The organism is Janthinobacterium sp. UMAB-60 (genome assembly GCF_900095235.1).
Lineage (GTDB): Bacteria > Pseudomonadota > Gammaproteobacteria > Burkholderiales > Burkholderiaceae_D > Janthinobacterium.
Map to the genome: position 1 here is coordinate 193,747 of NZ_LT607487.1, position 17,584 is coordinate 211,330.

The window sequence follows — 17,584 nt, forward strand, 5'->3', positions numbered from 1 at the left end:
CGGGCAATGTCAACCGCGACGTGGCCGGCAATATCGCCACGCCCGTGCAGTTTTCCGTACAGCTGGCGCGGCTGGCGAATGTGCCCACCTTTGGCATGTACAACGCGACGGTCGGCAAGGGCATCCTCGGTGGCTCCATCCTGCACATCGAACGGGCCGCGCAGCAGGTGGCGCAGATGTCGCTGGCCGTGTTGGACGGCAAGGCGCCCGCCGCGCCGGGAGCCTTGCTGCCGCCGGTTCGCCCGGTGCCCATGTATGACTGGGAACAGTTGCAGCGCTGGGATGCCGACATCAGCCGCCTGCCGCCGCACACGCTGTTCTTCAACCGGCCACCGCAACTGTGGCACGAGCACCGCGTTGCCGTGCTGCTGGTGGGCGGCGTCTTCATCGTGATGGCCGGCTTGCTGAGCGCCTTGCTGCTGCAGCGGCGGCGTTTGCGGCGCGCCGAGAGCGAGGCGCGCGAGAGCGAGCAGCGCTTCCGCATCCTCGTCGAGCATGCGCCGGAAGCCATCCTGGTGTACGACCTGGACCTGGACCGCTTCGTCGACGCCAACAGCAGCGCGCAGCGCATGCTGGGCCTGTCGCGCGCAGCGCTGCTGGCGCGCGGGCCGTTCGACCTGTATGCCGGCAAGCAGCCCGATGGCTTGCCGCTGGGGCTGATGATGGAAGAGCATCTGCGCCGCGCCATGCTGGGCGAGCCTGTCTTGGTGGAACGCAATGTGCGGCGTGCCGACGGCAGCATTTTTCCCTGCGAGGTGCGGCTGGTCAAGTTGCCCATGGAGGGGCGGCGCCTGGTGCGCAGCGGCATCGTCGACATTTCCGAGCGCAAGCACAGCGAGCAGGAATTGCTCGGCTACCGCGACCACCTGGAAGAACTGGTGCAGCAGCGCACGGCGGCCCTGTCGGTGGCCGTCACCGAGGCCGAATCGGCGAACCGCGCGAAAAGCGTCTTCCTGGCCAACATGAGCCACGAATTGCGCACGCCCTTGAATTCCGTGATCGGTTTTTCGCAGATGATGGCCGATTCGAGCAGCATGTTCGAGGAAGAAAAGCACAACCTGGCCATCATCAACCGCGCCGGCCATCATTTGCTGACCTTGATCAACGACATCCTCGAATTGTCGAAAATCGAAGCGGGCCGCATGCAGCTGCAAACGGGACCCGTGGACTTGAATGGCTTGCTCGACGAAGTGCTCGAAATGGTGCGCATGCGCTCGAGCGACCAGGGCATCGCGCTGCAGATCGAACGTTCCGGCGTGCCGCCGCTGGTGCGCCTCGATGGCGCCAAGCTGCGCCAGGTGCTGCTCAATTTGCTGTCGAACGCGCTCAAGTTCATCGAGCAGGGCAGCGTGACCCTGTCGCTGGCGTGCCAGGCGGCGGAAGGTGGGCAGATGGCGCTGGCGTTTGCCGTGCGCGATACGGGCAGCGGCATCGCGCAAGCGGATCTGGAACGCATCTTTGAGCCGTTCGTGCAGGCCGACAGCGCCGTGGCGCAGGCCGGCACGGGACTGGGGCTGACCATTTCGCGCGAATTCGTGCGCCTGATGGGCGGCGAGCTGCGCGTCGATTCCACCTTGGGAGCGGGCTCCGTATTCCGTTTCGACCTGCGCGCGCCGGTGCTGCAGCAGCCGGCCATCGCGGCGCTGGCGCCGGGCCGCGTGGCGCGCCTGCCGCCGGGCCAGCGCGGACGCATGGTGCTGCTGGTCGATGATGACGACAACTGCCGCAAGCTGCTGGCCGGCTTGCTGGCGCCGCTGGGCTTTCAGCTGCGGGAAGCGGCGGGCGGCGCGCAGGCGCAAGCCATGCTGGCGGCGCAGCGCTATGACATGGTGCTGAGCGACTGGCGCATGCCGGACATGGATGGCCTGGCGCTGACGCGCTGGCTGCGCGCGCAGCCGGCGCTGGTGCAACCGCGCCTGGTGATCATGACCGCTTCCGCTTTCGAAGAAGAAAAGCAGGAGGCGCTGGCGGCCGGCGCCGACGGCTTCCTGCGCAAGCCGATCGAACAGGAACACCTGTTCGCCATGCTGGAGCAGCAACTGGGCGTGCGCTTTCAGCGCAGCGCCGGCGCGCCGCCGCGCGTGCCGGCAGCGGCCTTTGACTTGCAGCAGGCGCTGGGCCAGCTGGGCGCGGCCGAACGGCAGGCGCTGCTCGAATCCGTGCAGGCCCTCGATTTGCGGCGCAGCGCCATCGTGCTGGCCGGCGTGGCGACCGGCCTGCCGCAGCTGTCCGCCCACATCGCTGCCATGCTGGAACAGCATCAGTACCAGCCGCTGTGCGCCTTGCTGACGCAGCTGGCCAGCGAACCGCAGGGCGAAGACGCATGATTTTTCACGCACCGAAAGGCGACCGCCTGGGCGGCGTGTCCATCGTGCTGGCCGTCAGCGTGGCGCTGACCTGTGTCGTCACCGTGCTGCTGCTGGCGTTTGCCGTGCTGTTTTACCAGTCCGAACGCGAGCAGCGCTGGCAGCACCTGCATCGCAGCCTGGCCGTCAGCGCGGACCAGCTGGCCGTGGCCATCGAACTGCCATTGTGGAACCTGGATGAAAAGCAGATGCAGGCCATCATGCGCAGCATGCTGGGCAAGCGCGATCTGGTGGCCAGCTCCCTCACCCCGGGCATCGGCAAGGAGGCGCTGGTACTGCGCCGCACTGCGGACGGCGCCATCGACAGCCTCTCCGCGCTATCGGCCGACCCGGACTGGCTGGTGCAGCGGCGCCCCGTGACGATGGGCGGACAAGTCATCGGCAGCGTTGCCGTGTATGCGACGCCGGCCCTGCTGGACGCGCAGCTGCGGCAGCGCGCGCTGGGCATCGGCGCCATGATCGTGGCGCTCGACGTGATCCTGGTGGCCAGCATCTGGCTGCTCATGTGGTGTCTGATGCTCAAGCCGTTGAAGGCCATCGGCCAGTACGCGGCCGGCGTCAAGGCGGGGCAGGGCGAAGCGTTCGGCACGCCGCCGAAAGCGTGGTTCCTGGGCGAGCTGCGCACCCTGTACCGCTCCATCCGCGACATGGTGGCGCTGCTCGACAGCCGTTACCGCGCCCTGCAGCGCAGCGAGGAGCGCGTGCAGATGGCCACCGGCGCGGCCAGCATCGGCATCTGGGACTGGAACGTCAGCAGCGACGCATTGCAGTGGGATGAACAGATGTACGCGCAGTTCAAGGTCGATGCGGCCAGCAGCATGTCGCCGGCGGCGATCTGGCGCGCGGCGCTGATGCCGGACGACGTGCCGGCCACCAAGGAGGCCCTGCGCGCCGCGCTGGGCGCCGGCCAGGCGTTCACGCACGAGTACCGCATCCTGTGGCCCGATGGCGCCATCCGCTACATCAAGGCCGATGCCGTGATCTTCCGCGACGGGCGGGGCTCGCCCATGCGCCTGGTAGGCTCGAACTACGATATCACGGCGCACCGCGAGGCTGAAATGGAACTGCTGCGCCACCGTCACCACCTGGAAGAATTGGTGGCCGAGCGCACGAGCGCCCTGTCGGTGGCCGTCAGCCAGGCGCAGGCGGCGAACCGCGCCAAGAGCACCTTCCTGGCCAACATGAGCCATGAACTGCGCACGCCCTTGAATTCCGTGATCGGCTTTTCGCGCCTGATGGCCGCCTCGCCCAACATGCAGGACGATGAAAAGCGCAACCTGGCCATCATCCACCGCTCCGGCAATCATTTGCTCACCCTGATCAATGAAATCCTCGAACTGTCGAAGGGCGAGGCGGGGCGCTTGCAGGCGCAGGCGACCGTGGTGGCGCTGGCACCGCTGTTGCAGGAAGTGATGGACATGCTGGGCATGCGCACCGAGCAGCAGGGACCGGCCCTGCGTCTCGATTGCGCGGACCTGCCGGCGGCGGTGCTGCTCGACGCGACGCGACTGCGCCAGGTGCTGCTGAACCTGATGTCGAATGCCGTCAAGTTCGCCGGCGGCGGCGAAGTCACCTTGCGCGTGCGCGGCGAGCGGCGCGATGACGCCACATGGCGCCTGTCGTTCGCCGTCAGCGACACGGGCATCGGCATCGCGCTGGAAGATCAGCAGCGCATTTTTGAGCCCTTCGTGCAGGCCGACAGCGCGGGACCGAAGGACGGCACGGGCCTGGGCCTGGCCATCTCGCGCGAATTCGTGCGGCTGATGAAAGGCGAGCTGACGCTGGAGTCCATGCCGGGGCAGGGCGCCACCTTCCGTTTCAGCATACCCGCGCAGGCGGCGCAGGCGCCGGTGCCGGCCCCCGTGCCAGCGGCCATGTCGGCGCAGGCGGCAGTGCCGCCGGCGCTGCAGGCGCAAGACTTGCTGCTGCTGGCCGGGGCAGAGCGCGCCGCCTTGCTGGTGGCGCTGCGCGAATTGAACCTGGCCAGGGTGGCGCAACTGCTGGCGGCCTTGCCGGCGGCGGCTGCACCGTTGCTGGTGCCGCTGCAGGCGATGCTCGAGCAGCACCAGTACCGCCAGCTGTGCGACTTGCTGGAGAATGAGGGCGCGCTGGCGCATACATGAAAGTGTGGGCTGACAACATCGAATTCGATGAAAAGGCGGACTAAGTGCCGTGGATGGATGGTGCCAAATTGCAATAAAGATTATGATGATAGTACGTAGTTCATCGCAAAGAAATGTCTTGTCCAGCGTGGCAACCGACCGCCGCGCCTCATCCAAAGCTGAGAGAACTGCTACATGCACCGCGATTTTTCGGAAGTGAATTCGAAGGGCGAAGTACTGATCGTTGAAGATACGCCGGCTTCACTGAAGCTGTTGAGCGACTTGCTGGGCGGCGCCGGCTATGCGGTGCGCCAGGCGCCGAACGGTGAACTTGCCCTGTGGACGGCCCAGGCGCGCCCGCCGGAGCTGATCCTGCTCGACGTGCGCATGCCGGGTCTCGACGGCTTTGAAGTGTGCCGCCGCCTGAAGGAGATACCGTCCCTGCGCCAGGTGCCGGTGATTTTCCTGTCGGCCCAGTACGATACGGACGACAAGGTGCGCGGCTTTGCGCTGGGCGCCGTCGATTTCATCGCCAAACCCTTCCAGGCCGAGGAAATCCTCGCCCGCACCGATGCGCATGTGCGCCTGGCGCGGGCGCAGCTGCAGTTGGCGCAGGAGCGCGCCAACCTGGAACGGCGCGTGGCCGAACGCACGGCCGAACTGGAACAGGTGGCCAGCACCCTGGCGCGCGAAGTGCAGATCCGCCGCGCCAACGAGGAATTGCTGCGCCTGTCCGGCCAGGTCTTTGAAGCCACCCAGGACGCCATCCTGATCACGGATCCGGCCGGCGTCATCGTCACGGCCAATCCCGCCTTTACACGCATCACCGGCTACGCGGCGCAGGAAGTGGTGGGCACGGACATCATGCGCCTGCACGCCGAATACACGGGCGAAGCGGTGCTGCTGGCCCTGCGCCAGGGCTTGCGCAGCAGCGGCTGCTGGTCGGGCGAAGTACAGACGCGGCGCAAGAGCGGCGACACCTATCCCTGTTTGCTCAGCGTCTCCACCGTGCATGGCCCGGACGGCGGCGTCGTCAACTACGTGGGCGTCTTCCTCGATATCAGCGAGCGCAAGGCCGAGCAGCACCTGATCGACTTCCTCTCCTACCACGACGCGCTGACGGGCTTGCCGAACCGCGTGCTGCTGCGCGAGCGCTTCGAACAGGCGCGCGCGAATGCCCTGCGCGACAGCCAGCAGGTGGTGCTGATGTGCCTGGACCTGGACCGCTTCAAGAACATCAACGATTCGCACGGCCAGGCCGTGGGCGACAAGGCGCTGCAAGTGGTGGCGCGTTTCCTGTCCGGCTGCGTGCGCGAGGGTGACACGGTGGTGCGCCAGGGCGGCGACGAATTCCAGATCCTGCTGCAGGACGATGCCCTGCTGGGGCGCACGCTGGCGCTGGCGCAAACCATCCTGGCCGGCTTGCGCGAAGAGCTCAGCGTCGATGGTGAACGCCTGGCGCTGACCACCAGCATCGGCATCGCCATGTGCCCGGCCGACGGCGACAGCCTCGACGACGTGCTGCGCCACGCCGACACGGCCCTGGTGCGCGCCAAGGAAATGGGGCGCGACCATTACGCCTTCTTCACAGAGCGCATGGGCAGCGATATCCGCGCCCGCCTGGCCATGCAGCAGCAGCTGCGCGGCGCCATCGGCCGCGATGAATTCACCGTGCATTACCAGCCGCAGATGTGTCTGCGCACGGGCGCCTTGCTGGGCGCGGAAGCCTTGCTGCGCTGGGATAATCCGGTGCTGGGCAAGGTGCCGCCCGGCCTGTTCATCGCGCTGGCCGAGGAATACGGCTTGATCACGGCCATCGGCGAATGGGTGCTGGAAAGCGTCTGCGCGCAGATCCGCGCCTGGCACGACGCGGGCCTGGGCAGCATCAAGGTGGCCGTCAACCTGTCTGGCAAACAGTTCGCGCAGGACCGCACGGTGCCGTTCGTCGAGGCGGTATTGCGCAAATACGGCATCGCGCCCGCCTGCCTCGGCATCGAGATCACGGAAAGCACGGTGATGGGCGACCCGGACAAGGCCGTGGCGGCGCTGACGCGCCTGAAGGATATCGGCGTGGGCATTTCGCTCGACGACTTCGGCACCGGTTATTCCAGCCTGGGCTACCTGAAGCGTTTTCCCATCGACGTGCTGAAGATCGACAAATCCTTCGTCGACGACGTCACCACCAGCAGCAGCGACGCGGCCATCGCCCGTTCCGTCATCTCGCTGGCACACAACCTGGACATGCGCGTCATCGCCGAAGGCGTGGAAACGCGCGAGCAGGTGGACTTCCTGACGGAGCACGGCTGCGACGAAATGCAGGGCTATTATTTCAGCCGGCCCCTGGCTGCCGCACCATTCACTGCCTTGCTGCGCGAACGGCGCACCCTGGCCGTGGCCTGAGCATACACGCCGCGGTGCGGCCGATGCACCATGCCGGTGCGTCCGCGGCAGCGTGGTGCGCGATTCTCACCTTTCCTTCCCCTGACGCTGGCACATATCCTGCTTAGGTAATCGCTTATTTACGCGATTGCCCCGCATGCCAGACAGTACCCACCCAGTCATGCCTTCACAGCCCAGCGCGCACGGCGCCTGGCAGGCGCATTTGCGCCTGGGCTTTGCATTGCACGATGGCGTCAGCCGCCTCGTCGAGCGCACGCACAGCGGCCCTTTGCGCGTGCAAAAGCCCCTGTACCCGGAAGGCGATGCCGTCTGCCACGCCATCATCATCCATCCGCCCGGCGGCGTGGTGGGCGGCGACCAGCTGGCCGTCGACGCCACGGTGGGCGCAGGCGCGCATGCCTTGCTGACCTCGCCGGGCGCGGCCAAGTGGTACCGCGCGAATGGCCACGTCTCGGGTCAGCACATCGTGCTGCGCGCCGGTAGCGGCGCCGCCATCGAGTGGCTGCCGCAGGAAAGCATTTTCTTCGACCAGGCTTGCGTGCGCCTGCGCCACGAGGTGGAACTGGCGCCGGACGCCGGCTACATCGGCTGCGACATCGTCTGCCTGGGCCGCAGCGCCTCGGGCGAAATTTTTAACACTGGCAGCATCAGCCAGCAAGTGCGGATCCGCCGCGGCGGCAAGCTGCTGTGGTGGGAGCAGGGCGTGCTGGCTGCCGGCGGCGCGCTGATGGCCAGCCCGCTGGGGCTGGCCGGCCACACGGTATGCGCCACCCTGATCGCCGTCGGCACACCGGTTTCTCCATCAGTACTGGCAGCCGTGCGCGAGATCGCCGTGCCTGCCGGCGCCGCGTTTGGCGCCACGCACATGAAAGCGCTGGTGGTGGTGCGCCTGCTGTGCGGCGACAGCGAGGCGGCGCGCCGCATCATGCTGGCCGCCTGGCTGCTGCTGCGCCCCGCCATGCTGGGACGCGACGCCATCGTGCCCCGCATCTGGAACACTTGAACAGGAAAGACGCACAAGGAAAACCATGGACCTGACTCCCCGCGAAAAAGACAAGCTGCTCATTTTTACGGCCGCGCTGCTGGCCGAACGGCGCCTGGCGCGCGGTTTGAAATTGAATTATCCGGAAGCGGTGGCCCTGATCAGCGCCGCCATCATGGAAGGCGCGCGCGATGGCAAGTCGGTGGCGCAGCTGATGTCGGACGGTACAAAAATACTCTCGCGTGCCGACGTCATGGACGGCATCGCCGAGATGATCCCCGATATCCAGGTGGAAGCGACCTTCCCCGATGGCAGCAAGCTGGTGACCGTACACCATCCGATACCGTAAGCACACAAGCGACATTGACAGGAGCCGCTCATGACCCCAGGCGAATACAAATTGGAAGAAGGCGAAATCAGCCTCAATGCGGGCCGCGCCACGGCCACCGTGGTGGTGGCCAACCGTGGCGACCGGCCGATCCAGGTGGGCTCGCACTTTCACTTTTTTGAAGTCAATCCCGCGCTGGCTTTCGAGCGCTGGCGCGCCTATGGCATGCGCCTGAACATCACTGCCGGCACGGCCGTGCGCTTCGAACCTGGCCAGCAGCGCACGGTGGAACTGGTGGCGCTGGCGGGCGAACGCAAGGTCTACGGCTTCAATGGCGCAGTGATGGGCGACCTGCAAGACACACCCCCGGGAAAGGATTGAGATGGCCAGCATTCCCCGCAGCGCGTATGCCGAGATGTTCGGCCCCACCACGGGCGACCGCATCCGCCTGGCCGACACGGAACTGTTCATCGAGATCGAGCATGACTACGCGATCTACGGCGAAGAGGTGAAATTCGGCGGCGGTAAAGTCATCCGCGACGGCATGGGGCAGTCGCAGCGCTGCGCGGCCGAGGTGATGGATACCGTCATCACGAATGCCGTCATCCTCGACCACTGGGGCATCGTGAAGGCGGACATCGGCCTGAAAAATGGCCTGATCTTCGGCATCGGCAAGGCGGGCAACCCGGACATCCAGCCCGGCGTGACCTTGGCCATCGGCGGCGCCACGGAAATCATTGCCGGCGAGGGCCTGATCGTCACGGCCGGCGGCGTCGACACGCACATCCACTTCATCTGCCCGCAGCAGATCGAGGAAGCGTTGATGAGCGGCGTGACCACCATGCTGGGCGGCGGCACGGGACCGGCCGTGGGCACGGCCGCCACCACCTGCACGCCGGGACAGTGGCACTTGCACGCCATGCTGGCGGCCGCCGACGCCTTCCCGATGAACCTGGGCTTCATGGGCAAGGGTAACGTCAGCCTGCCGCTGCCGCTGGAAGAACAGGTGCGGGCGGGCGCCATCGGCCTGAAACTGCACGAGGACTGGGGCAGCACGCCGGCCGCCATCGACAACTGCCTGTCCGTGGCCGACCGCATGGATATCCAGGTGGCGCTGCACAGCGACACCCTCAATGAAGGGGGATTTTTGGAACACACGCTGGCCGCCTTCAAGGACCGCACCATCCACACGTTTCACACGGAAGGGGCGGGCGGCGGCCATGCGCCCGACATCATCGCCGCCGTGGGGCAGTCGAACGTGCTGCCGTCGTCGACCAACCCGACGCGCCCGTTTACCGTCAACACGCTCGACGAGCACCTGGACATGCTGATGGTGTGCCACCACCTGGACCCGGCCATCGCGGAAGACGTGGCGTTTGCCGAGTCGCGCATCCGCCGCGAGACCATCGCCGCCGAGGATATTTTGCACGATATCGGCGCCATCTCGATGATGTCGTCCGACTCGCAAGCGATGGGGCGGGTGGGCGAGGTGATCATGCGCACCTGGCAGACGGCGCACAAAATGAAGGTACAGCGAGGACCGCTGGCGCCCGACACGGCGCGCAGCGACAATTTCCGCGCCAAACGCTATATCGCCAAGTACACGATCAACCCGGCCATCACGCATGGGATTTCCCACGTGGTCGGTTCCATCGAGGCGGGCAAGATCGCCGACCTCGTGCTGTGGAAGCCCGCCTTCTTCGGCGTCAAACCATCGATGATACTCAAGGGCGGCATGATCGCCGCCGCGCAGATGGGCGACCCGAACGCCTCGATTCCCACGCCGCAGCCCGTGCATTACCGCATGATGTTTGGCGCCTTCGGCGGCGGCCTGAAAAAGTCGTTCACGTTTGTCTCGCAGGCGGCCTACGACCTCGATATCGGGCACCAGCTCAAACTGAATAAATCGGTCATCGCCGTGAAAAACATGCGCGGCTTGCGCAAGGCGGACATGATCCATAACAGCGCCACGCCGCACATGGAGGTGGACCCGGAAACCTATGCCGTGCGCGCCGACGGCCAACTGCTCGTGTGCGAGGCGGCCGCCGTGCTGCCCATGGCGCAGCGCTATTTTCTATTTTAAGCGGGAGACAAGCATGCTGACTTTGCATACCAAATTAGGTCCTGACGATGACCGTGCGCCGTTTGCGCAACTGGTGCTGCCCTACGACCAGCGCGAAAAATGCCGGCTGCGCGCCGTACTGTCGAATGGCGACGAGGTGGCCGTGTTCACCGTGCGCGGCACGGTGCTGCGCGACGGCGAGCGCATGACGGGACCAGGCGGGCAGGTGGTGCGGATCGTCGCCGCGCGCGAACCGACCTACCTGGTGCGCTGCGCGGATGCGCATACCCTGCTGCGCTGCGCTTTCCATTTAGGGAATCGCCACACGCAGGCGCAGGTGGGCGACGGCTTTCTGCGCATCCGCACAGACCCCGTTTTAAAAGAGATGCTGGAAGGCTTGCAGGCGACCGTGACGGAAGAAAGCGCGCCATTCGAACCGGAGGCGGGCGCGTATGGCGGCGGCCATGGCCACCACGACGGCCACGGCCAGCATTTGCTGGCACCCGTGCCGCTGCGGCAGAAAATCCACCGCCCTGGTGACACTGCATGATGCAGGCCTCGGCCCTGCTGCATTTGCTGCAGTTCGCCAGCCCGGCCTTGCCGATCGGCGCCTACAGCTATTCGCAGGGGCTGGAAGCGGCGCTGGAGTCAAGCCTGGTGCACGACGCGGCCACGGCGCGCGCGTGGATCGCCCAGCATCTGACCTTGGTGGTGGCGCGCTGGGAAGCGCCGCTGTGCTGGCGCTTGATGCAGGCGTTCGAGCAGCAGGATCTGTGCGCCGTGCAGCGCTGGAGCGAGCGTTTCATCGCTTCGCGCGACACGGCGGAATTTCGCGCCGAAACCATCCAGATGGGATATTCATTGACCAAATTGCTGGCCGAACTGGGCGTGGCCGACGGCGTGCTGATCGACATGCTGCAGGGGCAGCCGGAAGTGGCCCTGCCCACGGCGTATGCCTGCGCCGTGGCGGCGCTGGCGATTCCGCGCGTAGAGGCGCTGCTGGCCATGCTGTTCGCCTGGGCGGAAAATCAGGTGCTCGTCTGCGTGAAATCCGTGCCGCTGGGGCAGGTGGCGGGCCAGCGCCTGCTGCTGTCGCTGCGGCCGGAACTGGAAGCGGCGGCGCTGACGGCGCAAACGTTACCAGACGACGAGATGGGCAACTGGGCGCCCGGCCTGTCGCTGCTGTCGATGCGGCACGAAGTGCAGTACAGCCGCCTGTACCGTTCCTGAACTATTGAATGAGAGAGCAAACATGACATCGATTACCTCCAATCCGCTGCGCGTAGGCATCGGCGGCCCGGTCGGCTCGGGCAAGACGGCCCTGTGCGAAATGCTGTGCAAGGGCATGCGCGAGCGCTACGACATGGCCGTCATCACGAACGACATCTACACCAAGGAAGACATGGAAATCCTGCTGCGCGCCGATGCCTTGCCGGCCGAGCGCCTGATGGGCGTGGAGACGGGCGGCTGCCCGCACACGGCCATCCGCGAGGATGCGTCCATCAATCTGGAAGCGATCGCGCGCATGCAGGCAGATTTTCCGCATCTCGACTTGATCCTGGTCGAATCGGGCGGCGATAATTTGGCCGCCACCTTCAGCCCTGAACTGTCGGACCTGACGATTTACGTGATCGACGTGGCCGGTGGCGAAAAGATCCCGCGCAAGGGCGGGCCCGGCATCACGCGCTCCGATTTGCTCATTATCAACAAGACGGACCTGGCGCCGTACGTGGGCGCCAACCTCGATGTGATGGCGCAGGATGCCAAACGCATGCGCGGCGAGCGCCCCTTCGTGTTCACCAACTTGCGCAGCGGCGACGGCGTGCAGGTGGTCATCGATTTTATCCGCGAGCAAGGTTTGCTCGATCAACCAGGCAAGGAGCTGCAATGACTGCAAGACTGATGACAAAAACGGCCGCCGTGGCCGCGCTGTACCTGCTGGCCTTGCCGGCGATGGCCCACCCCGGTCATGGCGAAAGCGTGGGTTTTCTGGCCGGTTTCGCCCATCCGTTCACGGGCATCGACCACTTGCTGGCCATGCTGGGCGTGGGTATCTGGGGCGGCCAGCAGCGCTACGGCCTGGGCCAGCCCGTCACTTTTCTCGGCATGATGCTGCTCGGTGCGCTGGCCGGCATGGTCGGATTGACGGTGCCCGGGCTGGAAACGGGCATTGCCGCCACGGTGGCGCTGGTGGGGCTGGCCATCGCGCTGGCGCTGGCCTTGCCGAACTGGCTCGGCATGCTGCTCGTGGGCATGTTTGCGCTGGCGCATGGCAATGCGCATGGCCAGGAATTGCCGGTTGCCTCGGCCGCGTGCGGCTTCCTGCTGGCTTCGGCCATGCTGCTGTGTGCGGGACGTTTCGCCGGCCAGGTGCTGGCCGGGCGCGTGCTGCGCGTGGCCGGCGTGGCCTTGACGGTCGCCGGCGTGGTGCTGCTGGGAGTGAACTAAGCGCCGGGGCGTTTCTCGGACAGCACGATGGGCGCCGCCTTTTCCGGATGCAAGCCCTGGTGGCCCGCATACACGGCGGCGATGGCGGCCATGTCGGCCTCCTTGTCGCCCGTCAAGTATAAATGGTCGACCACGCCCAGCACCTTGTTCGGGTAGTCGATATACACCAGCAACAGCGGCACCTTGGCGGCCAGGGCCAGGTGATAAAAGCCGCTTTTCCAGTTCGGACGGTAGCTGCGCGTCGCTTCCGGCGTGATGGCCAGCCAGTACCAGTCGGCGGCCAGCATGCGCTCGGCCTGACGTTGAATCGTGCCGCTGGTGGTGCTGCGGTCGACGGGTTCTCCGCCCAGGTAGCGCAGCACCTTGCCCATCGGGCCGCGGAACAGGGAATCCTTGGCCAGCCAGCGGAACGGCAGCGACAGCGCCCATTTGCCGAACAGGCCCACCATGAAATCCCAGTTCGACGTGTGCGGGTAGACGACGACGATGCCGCGCGGCCCCGGCAGGGGACGGAAGCGCAGGCGCCAGCCAAACAGCTGCAGCACGCGCAACGCGCAGCGCTGGTGCCAGGTCGGCAAGTCGTCCGCTTGTACAAATAAATCGTCCATTGATACCCTTCAGTGACACTGTTCTTGATCGGATGGCGCTGCTGGCCATTTTCCTTGAAACAAAAATTCTGCGCAGGCATTCTATACGGGGCTGGCGGTGGCGACAAGCAGCCGAGGCCGCTATTCATGCGGCGTCGGGGCTGTTTGTACCGCCATTTTAACCATGCTTGCTTCCAGTGCCGGGCACTAAATGCACACAATGTGGTCAAACCTTGATGCAGCATTGATCCACCCGACAGGGAGCCATGGCATGAAAAACAGTATCGAGGAACTAGCTGGGGAGAATGTCCGAACGGACAAAGTGATGGCCGAGCTCGTCGAGCGTGGCGTGGCGTTTCATCACGCCCTGGGTCGGACGGTGGCGACAGCCTACTTGCGTGAGCACGCGGTGCCGGCCGAGGTGATACGCCGCGTGTTCAGCAGCGTGCAGGCGCGCCGTCCGGCCAGGCCGGCACGGCGCCGATGGCGCTGAAGGGCAGGCAACAGCGACGAAGTGCCGCTGCTGTCGCCCGGAGTGCTGTTGTTTAAGCCAGTGCCGCCAGTGCCGGGTAGTCCGTGTAGCCGGTCGCGTCGGGTGCGTACAGCGTGTCTGGGTTCAGGGGATTCAAGGGCGCGTCACTGTGCAGGCGGATGGGCAGGTCGGGGTTGGCGATGAACCACAGGCCAAAGGCCACGGCATCGGCTTCGCCCTTGGCCAGCAGGGCTTCGGCTGCCGCCTTGTCCATTTTCTCGTTGGCAATGTACACGCCGCCAAATGCCTGCTTCAGGTACGGGCCCAGGCGGTCTTCACCGAGCGCTTCGCGTGCGCAGATGAAGGCGATGCCGCGCTTGCCCAGCTCGCGTGCCACATAGCCGAAGGTGGCGCGCGGGTCGGAGTCGCCCATGTCGTGCGCGTCGCGGCGCGGCGCCAAATGCATGCCAACCTTGTCGGCGCCCCAGACGGCGATGCACGCATCCGTCACTTCCAGCATCAGGCGGGCGCGGTTTTCAATCGAACCGCCGTAGTTGTCGGTGCGCAAGTTGGTGCTGTCTTGCAGGAACTGGTCGAGCAAATAACCATTCGCGCCGTGGATTTCCACGCCGTCGAAACCCGCTTTTTTCGCATTCTCGGCGCCCAGGCGGTAAGCCGCCACGATGCCGGGAATCTCTTCCGTATCGAGCGCGCGCGGCGTGACGAATTCCTGTTTCGGGCGCAGCAGGCTGACATGGCCGGCCGGCTTGACGGCGCTGGGCGCCACAGGCAGGTCGCCATCGAGGAAGACGGGCGCGGAAATCCGGCCCACATGCCATAGTTGCAGCACGATCAGGCCGCCCGCGTCATGTACTGCCTTGGTGATGTGTTTCCAGCCTTCCACTTGCTCCTCGGACCAGATGCCCGGCGTGTCCGCATAGCCCACGCCCTGCGGCGTGACGGCCGTCGCTTCCGAGATGATCATGCCGGCCGAAGCGCGCTGCGTGTAGTACTCGGCCATCAGGGCGTTGGGCACGCGGCCCGGATTGCCGGCGCGCGAACGCGTCAGCGGCGCCATGATGATGCGGTTTTTCAGTTGCAGGCTGCCAATGGTGATGGGGTCGAATAAGGTTGCCATGATTACTATCTTTCCTGTCGAGAGTGCCGCGAACGGCGATATGGATGGGGCTACGGTTACAAACCTTGCTGCATATGTTCCAGAAAAGCTTGGATAGTGGCTTCGTTGCGTTTAAAAAAGCTCCATTGGCCAACTTTCCTGGCTGAAATCAAATCGGCCTTTTGCAAGGTGGCCAGGTGGGCCGAGACCGTCGATTGCGACAGACCCAGCTTGCGGTCGATCAGTCCGGCACAGACGCCGAAGTCGAGCGGATGCTCTTGCTCGCAAAAATATTGCTCCGGCTCCTTCAGCCACTGCAAAATCTGCCGGCGTACCGGATTGGCCAGCGCCTTGTGGATGGCGTCGATGTCCATGCTGTTTCTCCTGGTCGATGTTCGTCTTCAAGCGATATATGGTTCGTCTTTTGTGAATTTCAATATCGGTATATTACGATATAAGTAAAAAACGTGAAGGCCGATGGATTTTTCAGGCAGGAATCAATCGAAGTGGAATAGCAGCAAGGCGATGACGGCGGGCACCGTTTGCAGGTAGAGGATGCGCGTCATGACAGTCGCCGCGCCCCATACGCCGGCCACGGCGATGCAAGCCAGGCCGAAGACGGTGAATGCATGGGCGATGGCCGCGTCCGGGTGAAAAAAGCCCAGCGCCAGCGCCGCGACGAGAAAGCCGTTGTAGCAACCCTGGTTCGACATGGCGGGACGCACGATCTGCGCCTTTTCCCTGGACAGGCCAAACACCTTGCGTCCGCGCGCATCGAACAGCACGGTTTCCAGCAGCACGATGTAGACGTGCAGCAGCAGGATGAGGGCGGTAAGGATTTGGGCCAGAAGCAGCATCATTGTTCCCGAGAGTGAAGAGGTGCGGCAATTATGCTGCCAAGTGCCTGTTTTTTGGCAACATCACCAGAAAAAATGTGCTGGCGGCAAGAGCCTTCACCCGATGGTATACTTTTCCTTTTGCTCCTGTGGGGACGACCCCGCTCGATGTGGGGGCTGCATGGCGGGGACGACCCTGCCGCCTCAGGAGAGTGTGTATGGCGTGGATCATCTTGGTATTGGCCGGTTTGCTGGAAATCGGCTGGGCCATCGGCCTCAAATACAGCGCGGGGTTTACCCGCCTGGTGCCGTCCGTACTGACGGCTGTTTCCATGCTGGGCAGCGTGGTGATGCTGGGCCTGGCCTTGCGCACCTTGCCGTTGGGCACGGCGTATGCCATCTGGACGGGCATCGGCACCGTGGGCACGGCCATCTTCGGCATCATGGTGCTGGGTGAGCCGGCCAGCGCCGCGCGCATCGCCTGCATCGCATTGATCGTGTCCGGTATCCTGGGCTTGAAACTGCTCAGCCCTCAATAAAGGATGCCAGCATGAGTCTCACCATGACGTATTTCTACCTGGCCATCGCCATCATCGCCGAAGTCATCGCCACCAGCGCCTTGAAGGCGTCCGAAGGCTTCAGCCGTTTGTGGCCCAGTGTCATCACCGTGATTGGCTACAGCATCGCCTTCTGGTGCTTGTCCCTGACCCTGAAAGTCATTCCTACCGGCATCGTGTATGCGATCTGGTCCGGCGTGGGCATCGTGCTCATTTCCGCCGTGGGCTGGTTCTGGTTCAAGCAAAGCCTCGACACGCCGGCCTTGATCGGCCTGGGGCTGATCATTGCCGGCGTGCTGGTGATTAACCTGTTTTCCAAGTCCGTTGGTCACTAATCAAAAGCTGGCGGCGACCCTTGCCAGGTAATACCACTCGGCATTGGCTTGCGCATTGACGTCCGGGAACAAAATGTAGGCGTCGAACTCGGCCGTCACGGGCGTGCCGTCCGCGCGCACGCCGATCTGCTCGCCCTGTTTGACCTTGTCAAAGCTGGACCAGGTCTTGATGAAGCGGTCGCTTGCATGCAGCTTGTCGTGCACGACGACCATGTTCAGCGCTTCCATGTCGGCGTCGGCGATCGGTTCAGGCTGTGGCGCATCGATGAAGCCGAGGAAGGCCAAGGTGTTCATGATGGCGCGGTAGGCAACATCCGGCGCGGCCGGGTCCGCGTGCTGGCCGCATTCCAGGGTCAGGGCATAGCCACCCGTCGAGCGCATGTATTCGGTGGTGCCCACGCCATAGCGCAAGACCAGGCCCACCTGGTCGCTATTGCCCAGGCGGCGCTGCACGCCCTGGCCATACGCATGCAGCCAGCCGTCGACGAAGCGGCGCACGCCCAGGCGGCGCGCCAGCGCGCGTTCCTTGTCTTCATGTTGGAACGGTTGCAGCGGGCCATCGTTGTTGCGCGGTCCTACCATGACGAAGGGCTGGCTGTCGGCATTGAATGAATGCAAGTCCAGCAGCACGTCGTGCTGGCCCAGCAGAGGGCACAGCCAGTTGGCGATGCGGTCTTCGAAATCCTGTGGATTGTCGTTCGGGAACAGGTTGCGGTTCAGGTTGCGGTCGCCGCTGCGCACGCCCTTGGCGTAGGCCAACGGGTTGGTGATGGGCACGAAAGTGACGCTGCCGGCCACGATGGAGAGGGCGCCGCTGTCGAGTTCAGCCATCACGCGGTGGATGCCCTTGGTGCCGCAGGTTTCATTGCCGTGCACGGCGCCCGTGACGATCAGGCGCGGGCCGCTGCCCTGGCCCGTGTAGTTGATGGATTTGAAGTGGAGTGCGCTGCTCATGCTGGACATATCCTATGCTGTTGCGGGAAGGGAAAGCG

General features: G+C 64.9%; 19 protein-coding genes. 14 read left to right on the plus strand and 5 right to left on the minus strand.

Translation table 11 applies throughout. From position 1 onward, the window contains the following. From K0F86_RS12325 to K0F86_RS12375, 11 genes are all read left to right on the plus strand, one after another. Positions 1-2,327, plus strand: a 2,327-nt coding sequence (locus K0F86_RS12325; protein ID WP_219134658.1) for a PAS domain-containing hybrid sensor histidine kinase/response regulator, incomplete at its 5' end; no start/stop codon positions are given. Further along, a complete protein-coding gene (locus K0F86_RS12330; protein ID WP_219134659.1) occupies positions 2,324-4,489 on the plus strand; it encodes a HAMP domain-containing sensor histidine kinase in 2,166 nt (721 codons plus the stop codon). The genes K0F86_RS12325 and K0F86_RS12330, both read left to right, overlap by 4 nt. Before the next feature lie 174 nt (positions 4,490-4,663). After that, the gene (locus K0F86_RS12335) at positions 4,664-6,868 is read left to right on the plus strand and encodes a GGDEF domain-containing response regulator (RefSeq protein WP_219134660.1); all 2,205 of its coding nucleotides are present in this window, start codon (positions 4,664-4,666) and stop codon (positions 6,866-6,868) included. 160 nt (positions 6,869-7,028) lie between these two features. After that, on the plus strand, positions 7,029-7,871 hold the full coding sequence (locus tag K0F86_RS12340; RefSeq protein ID WP_257572124.1) for an urease accessory protein UreD: 843 nt from the start codon (positions 7,029-7,031) through the stop codon (positions 7,869-7,871). Between the two features lie 25 nt (positions 7,872-7,896). Next, positions 7,897-8,199, plus strand: coding sequence for an urease subunit gamma (locus K0F86_RS12345; protein WP_034751936.1), 303 nt, complete (start codon positions 7,897-7,899; stop codon positions 8,197-8,199). Positions 8,200-8,229: 30 nt separating this feature from the next. Then, a complete protein-coding gene (locus K0F86_RS12350) occupies positions 8,230-8,559 on the plus strand; it encodes an urease subunit beta (RefSeq protein ID WP_071076649.1) in 330 nt (109 codons plus the stop codon). A gap of 1 nt (position 8,560) precedes the next feature. After that, positions 8,561-10,261, plus strand: coding sequence for an urease subunit alpha (gene ureC, locus K0F86_RS12355; RefSeq protein WP_219134662.1), 1,701 nt, complete (start codon positions 8,561-8,563; stop codon positions 10,259-10,261). Positions 10,262-10,274: 13 nt separating this feature from the next. Continuing rightward, on the plus strand, positions 10,275-10,790 hold the full coding sequence (ureE, locus tag K0F86_RS12360) for an urease accessory protein UreE (protein ID WP_219134663.1): 516 nt from the start codon (positions 10,275-10,277) through the stop codon (positions 10,788-10,790). Beyond that, positions 10,790-11,470: an urease accessory protein UreF gene (locus tag K0F86_RS12365; protein WP_219134722.1), complete on the plus strand. Its 681-nt coding sequence runs from the start codon at positions 10,790-10,792 to the stop codon at positions 11,468-11,470. Before ureE ends, K0F86_RS12365 begins: the two co-directional genes overlap by 1 nt. 22 nt (positions 11,471-11,492) lie before the next feature. Beyond that, positions 11,493-12,131, plus strand: a complete 639-nt coding sequence (gene ureG, locus K0F86_RS12370) for an urease accessory protein UreG (protein WP_096236144.1) — start codon at positions 11,493-11,495, stop codon at positions 12,129-12,131. Continuing rightward, positions 12,128-12,688 carry a HupE/UreJ family protein gene (locus tag K0F86_RS12375; RefSeq protein WP_257572125.1) on the plus strand — a complete coding sequence of 187 codons (561 nt, stop codon included), beginning with the start codon at positions 12,128-12,130 and terminating at the stop codon, positions 12,686-12,688. Before ureG ends, K0F86_RS12375 begins: the two co-directional genes overlap by 4 nt. Here K0F86_RS12375 and K0F86_RS12380 read toward each other — a convergent pair. Next, complete coding sequence (locus K0F86_RS12380; protein ID WP_219134664.1) at positions 12,685-13,296, minus strand: 1-acyl-sn-glycerol-3-phosphate acyltransferase; 612 nt, start codon at positions 13,294-13,296, stop codon at positions 12,685-12,687. The genes K0F86_RS12375 and K0F86_RS12380 overlap by 4 nt on opposite strands. Before the next feature lie 250 nt (positions 13,297-13,546). Here K0F86_RS12380 and K0F86_RS12385 point away from each other — a divergent pair, with 250 nt between their 5' ends. Beyond that, a complete protein-coding gene (locus tag K0F86_RS12385; RefSeq protein WP_219134665.1) occupies positions 13,547-13,768 on the plus strand; it encodes a hypothetical protein in 222 nt (73 codons plus the stop codon). 52 nt (positions 13,769-13,820) lie between these two features. Here the strand turns inward: K0F86_RS12385 and K0F86_RS12390 are convergent, their stop codons facing one another. The 3 genes from K0F86_RS12390 to K0F86_RS12400 form a co-directional block, all read right to left on the minus strand. Then, positions 13,821-14,885 carry an alkene reductase gene (locus K0F86_RS12390; protein ID WP_219134666.1) on the minus strand — a complete coding sequence of 355 codons (1,065 nt, stop codon included), beginning with the start codon at positions 14,883-14,885 and terminating at the stop codon, positions 13,821-13,823. A 56-nt stretch (positions 14,886-14,941) separates the two neighbouring features. Further along, positions 14,942-15,238: a helix-turn-helix transcriptional regulator gene (locus K0F86_RS12395; RefSeq protein WP_219134667.1), complete on the minus strand. Its 297-nt coding sequence runs from the start codon at positions 15,236-15,238 to the stop codon at positions 14,942-14,944. 123 nt (positions 15,239-15,361) lie between these two features. Then, a complete protein-coding gene (locus K0F86_RS12400; RefSeq protein ID WP_374197285.1) occupies positions 15,362-15,724 on the minus strand; it encodes a DUF1304 domain-containing protein in 363 nt (120 codons plus the stop codon). Between the two features lie 194 nt (positions 15,725-15,918). Here K0F86_RS12400 and sugE point away from each other — a divergent pair, with 194 nt between their 5' ends. Next, positions 15,919-16,239: a quaternary ammonium compound efflux SMR transporter SugE gene (sugE, locus tag K0F86_RS12405; RefSeq protein ID WP_070217981.1), complete on the plus strand. Its 321-nt coding sequence runs from the start codon at positions 15,919-15,921 to the stop codon at positions 16,237-16,239. A 23-nt stretch (positions 16,240-16,262) separates the two neighbouring features. Then, a complete protein-coding gene (locus K0F86_RS12410) occupies positions 16,263-16,592 on the plus strand; it encodes an SMR family transporter (protein WP_070280339.1) in 330 nt (109 codons plus the stop codon). On the opposite strand, the gene K0F86_RS12415 is transcribed toward K0F86_RS12410, so the two are convergent. Continuing rightward, positions 16,593-17,555 carry a succinylglutamate desuccinylase/aspartoacylase family protein gene (locus tag K0F86_RS12415; protein WP_219134669.1) on the minus strand — a complete coding sequence of 321 codons (963 nt, stop codon included), beginning with the start codon at positions 17,553-17,555 and terminating at the stop codon, positions 16,593-16,595. Positions 17,556-17,584 lie beyond the last annotated feature (29 nt).

What these genes read in the sequence shown, in the direction of transcription:
- K0F86_RS12340 (WP_257572124.1), top strand. Translation starts at nt 7,029, where the DNA reads ATGCCTTCACAGCCCAGCGCGCACGGCGCCTGGCAGGCGCATTTGCGC.
- K0F86_RS12400 (WP_374197285.1), bottom strand. Translation starts at nt 15,724, where the DNA reads ATGATGCTGCTTCTGGCCCAAATCCTTACCGCCCTCATCCTGCTGCTG.
- K0F86_RS12345 (WP_034751936.1), top strand. Translation starts at nt 7,897, where the DNA reads ATGGACCTGACTCCCCGCGAAAAAGACAAGCTGCTCATTTTTACGGCC.
- K0F86_RS12365 (WP_219134722.1), top strand. Translation starts at nt 10,790, where the DNA reads ATGCAGGCCTCGGCCCTGCTGCATTTGCTGCAGTTCGCCAGCCCGGCC.
- K0F86_RS12395 (WP_219134667.1), bottom strand. Translation starts at nt 15,238, where the DNA reads ATGGACATCGACGCCATCCACAAGGCGCTGGCCAATCCGGTACGCCGG.
- ureC (WP_219134662.1), top strand. Translation starts at nt 8,561, where the DNA reads ATGGCCAGCATTCCCCGCAGCGCGTATGCCGAGATGTTCGGCCCCACC.
- K0F86_RS12330 (WP_219134659.1), top strand. Translation starts at nt 2,324, where the DNA reads ATGATTTTTCACGCACCGAAAGGCGACCGCCTGGGCGGCGTGTCCATC.
- K0F86_RS12350 (WP_071076649.1), top strand. Translation starts at nt 8,230, where the DNA reads ATGACCCCAGGCGAATACAAATTGGAAGAAGGCGAAATCAGCCTCAAT.
- K0F86_RS12415 (WP_219134669.1), bottom strand. Translation starts at nt 17,555, where the DNA reads ATGTCCAGCATGAGCAGCGCACTCCACTTCAAATCCATCAACTACACG.
- K0F86_RS12385 (WP_219134665.1), top strand. Translation starts at nt 13,547, where the DNA reads ATGAAAAACAGTATCGAGGAACTAGCTGGGGAGAATGTCCGAACGGAC.
- K0F86_RS12375 (WP_257572125.1), top strand. Translation starts at nt 12,128, where the DNA reads ATGACTGCAAGACTGATGACAAAAACGGCCGCCGTGGCCGCGCTGTAC.
- K0F86_RS12410 (WP_070280339.1), top strand. Translation starts at nt 16,263, where the DNA reads ATGACGTATTTCTACCTGGCCATCGCCATCATCGCCGAAGTCATCGCC.
- K0F86_RS12380 (WP_219134664.1), bottom strand. Translation starts at nt 13,296, where the DNA reads ATGGACGATTTATTTGTACAAGCGGACGACTTGCCGACCTGGCACCAG.
- ureE (WP_219134663.1), top strand. Translation starts at nt 10,275, where the DNA reads ATGCTGACTTTGCATACCAAATTAGGTCCTGACGATGACCGTGCGCCG.
- K0F86_RS12335 (WP_219134660.1), top strand. Translation starts at nt 4,664, where the DNA reads ATGCACCGCGATTTTTCGGAAGTGAATTCGAAGGGCGAAGTACTGATC.
- sugE (WP_070217981.1), top strand. Translation starts at nt 15,919, where the DNA reads ATGGCGTGGATCATCTTGGTATTGGCCGGTTTGCTGGAAATCGGCTGG.
- ureG (WP_096236144.1), top strand. Translation starts at nt 11,493, where the DNA reads ATGACATCGATTACCTCCAATCCGCTGCGCGTAGGCATCGGCGGCCCG.
- K0F86_RS12390 (WP_219134666.1), bottom strand. Translation starts at nt 14,885, where the DNA reads ATGGCAACCTTATTCGACCCCATCACCATTGGCAGCCTGCAACTGAAA.